Annotated in this window: 2 protein-coding genes; both read right to left on the bottom strand. The window is 58.2% G+C overall.

The features are described 5' to 3' along the window. Positions 1-1,662, bottom strand: a 1,662-nt coding sequence (glnD, locus tag AC1DRJ_RS23345; protein ID WP_477804233.1) for a [protein-PII] uridylyltransferase, incomplete at its 3' end; no start/stop codon positions are given. Between the two features lie 50 nt (positions 1,663-1,712). After that, complete coding sequence (gene map / locus AC1DRJ_RS23340) at positions 1,713-2,495, bottom strand: type I methionyl aminopeptidase (RefSeq protein ID WP_477804232.1); 783 nt, start codon at positions 2,493-2,495, stop codon at positions 1,713-1,715. Positions 2,496-2,912: the final 417 nt, after the last annotated feature.

The raw sequence follows: 2,912 nt of genomic DNA, 5'->3' as shown, positions 1-2,912 counted from the left end.
GGTCGACATCACCAAGTGGTTTTGTACCAGCCAGACAATCAGGCGGCTGTCCCACACCGGCAACTGATGACGCTGGCAAAAGGCTGCGGCATCCACCGCGCCGATTTCCGAGTGGTCGCCATGCCGACCTTTGCCGATATCGTGGTACAGGCCGGCCAGGTAAATCAGCTCAGGTTTGGGCAGCTTGCCCATGAGCTTGCTGGCCAGTGCGAATTTTTCTGACGCCTGGGTGTACTGCAACTTACGCAGGTGTTTGATCAGGTTCAGGGTGTGAGCGTCGACCGTATAGATGTGGAACAGGTCGTGTTGCATTTGGCCGACAATGAAGCCGAATTCCGGCAGGTAGCGCCCGAGAATGCCGTAACGGTTCATTCGGCGCAGGTTGCGGTGGATACCGATCTTGCACTTGAACAGTTCGATAAACAGGCTGGTGTTACGGATGTCGTTACGGAAGTCGTCATCGATCAGATGACGATACTCTCGCAGCAATCGGATGGTGTCGGCGCGCACRCCTTTGATTTCCGGCTGCTGAGCCATCAGCACGAAGATTTCGAGCATGGCGAATGGCGTGCGACGGAATACGTTGTCGTTACGTGCCTCGATATAGCCGTCATGCAACTGGAACCGCGAGTTGATCGGCTGCGGCGGCGCTTCATCGTCCGGGGCGAGAATGACTTCTTCGAAGTGCTGGATAATCAGGTCGCTGAGCTGGGCAATGCTCATGACCACCCGGTAGTACTGCTGCATGAAGTTTTCGATGGCTTGCTTGGCGTCATCGCCAACGAACCCCAGCAGTCCGGCGATCGAGCGCTGATGATCGAACAGCAAACGATCCTCGGCGCGACCGGCGAGCATGTGCAATGCGTAGCGGACTTTCCACAGAAATTCCTGGGACGAAGCCAGGAGGGCGTTTTCGCTCTCGACCAGAAAACCTTCGCCGGCCAGTGCGCGCAGGTTCAGCGTGCCGTATTCACGCCGGGCCACCCACAGAATGGTCTGGATATCCCGCAGGCCGCCGGGCGAGCCTTTGACGTTGGGTTCCAGGTTGTATTCGGTGTCGTTGTATTTGTGGTGGCGGGCCTTTTGCTCGGCGCGCTTGGCCAGGAAGAAGTCTTTGCTCGGCCACATGTGCGCGGTGCTGGTGACGTCCAGCATGCGCTGGCGCAAGCGCTCAGGGCCGCAGATGGTACGGCTTTCCATCAGGTTGGTGACAACCGTCAGGTCGGCACGGGCCTCAACGGCGCATTCGTCCACCGAGCGAACGCTCTGACCGACTTCCAGGCCGATGTCCCACAGCAGCGTCAGAAAACGCTCGATGGAATCGCGGAAAACTTCGTGGTCGGCGCTGTCCAGAAGGATCAGCAAATCGATGTCGGAATACGGGTGCAACTCGCCGCGACCATAGCCGCCGACCGCGACCAGTGCGATGTCGGCGTCTTCGCTCCAGTTGAACTGCTCCCAGGCCTTTTGCAGGATGTTATCGACGAACCAGGCGCGATCCTCTATCAGCCGGCGAATGTCGCGGCCGCTGCGAAAGCGTCCGTCGAGCACCTCGCGGGCCTGGCGGATCGCCTTCTTGAAGGCCGCGATCGGGCTTGCCTTCAGGGCCAGTTCAGCCTGGAACTGGCCGCGGTCGAAGAGTTCGGGATCCACCTGCGGCATCGATTGGCTTTCCTGTCTATCTATTAAGGCTGAGAGCGGTGCGGGTCGGATCAGGCCGAAACGCGCGCGATGGTATCGTCGGCGCGCAAGGTGAAGATCTCGTAACCGGTTTCGGTGACCAGCAAGGTGTGCTCCCACTGGGCCGACAGCTTGCGGTCCTTGGTAATCGCGGTCCAGCCATCGCCCAGCACCTTGGTGTCGGCCTTGCCTTGGTTGATCATCGGCTCAATGGTGAAGGTCATGCCTGCCTTCAGCTCCATGCCGGTGCCGGCGCGGCCGTAGTGCAGGATTTGCGGCTCTTCGTGGAACACCTTGCCGATGCCGTGACCGCAGAACTCGCGAACCACCGAGAAGCCGTTCTTTTCCGCGTGCTTCTGGATGATTTCGCCGATGTCGCCGAGGCGGCAGCCGGGTTTGACGATTTCAATCGCCTTGTACATGCATTCCTGGGTCACTTGCGACAGGCGCTCGGCCCAGACCGGCACGGCGCCGACGTGGAACATGCGGCTGGTGTCGCCATGGTAACCGTCCTTGATGACGGTGACGTCGATGTTCAGGGTGTCGCCATCTTTCAACGGCTTCTCGTTCGGAATGCCGTGGCAGACTACGTGGTTGATCGAAGTGCAGATCGACTTCGGGTAACCCTTGTAGTTGAGCGGGGCGGGGATGGCTTGCTGCTCGTTGACAATATAGTCGTGGCAGATGCGATCCAGCTCTTCGGTGGTGATGCCCGGTTTGACATGTTCGGCAATCATTTCCAGCACATCGGCGGCCAGTTTGCCGGCGATGCGCATTTTTGCGATGTCCTCTGGGGTTTTGAGGGTGACGGTCATACAGGCTCTCTCTGCGCTCAATGGCGCTTGTTGAAACGAAATGGGTGACGGGCGATCGATCTTCTCGGCCCTGAAAAACCTGATTCTATCAGACGATCAGCGCAAATCTGAGCCTCTGTGCGTCGCATCTCCTTATAGATTGGCGCATTCTTGAACGATTCCAAGGGGCAAATAAAGACGCGTGTCCGGTTTTGAGAATCCGGGTTCCGTTTTTTGCAGTCTTGTGGTATAAAATGCGCCGCTTTCCGGGGATACCCCGAAAGGCTTAAATCCACACACGTGTCGACACGATGACCTGGGTGCCTTCAGCTGATGCTGCTGGTTGGTCATTGGGATACGTGGAGGCCAAACCCGACTTATTAAGGAACTATCATGTCCCAAGTCAACATGCGCGATATGCTGAAGGCCGGTGTGCAC

This window comes from Pseudomonas sp. P5_B2 (genome assembly GCF_056400445.1).
This window is presented reverse-complemented; position numbering and strand designations above follow the sequence as displayed.

Coding starts and splice junctions, on each gene's coding strand:
- map (WP_477804232.1), bottom strand. CDS start 2,495: ATGACCGTCACCCTCAAAACCCCAGAGGACATCGCAAAAATGCGCATC.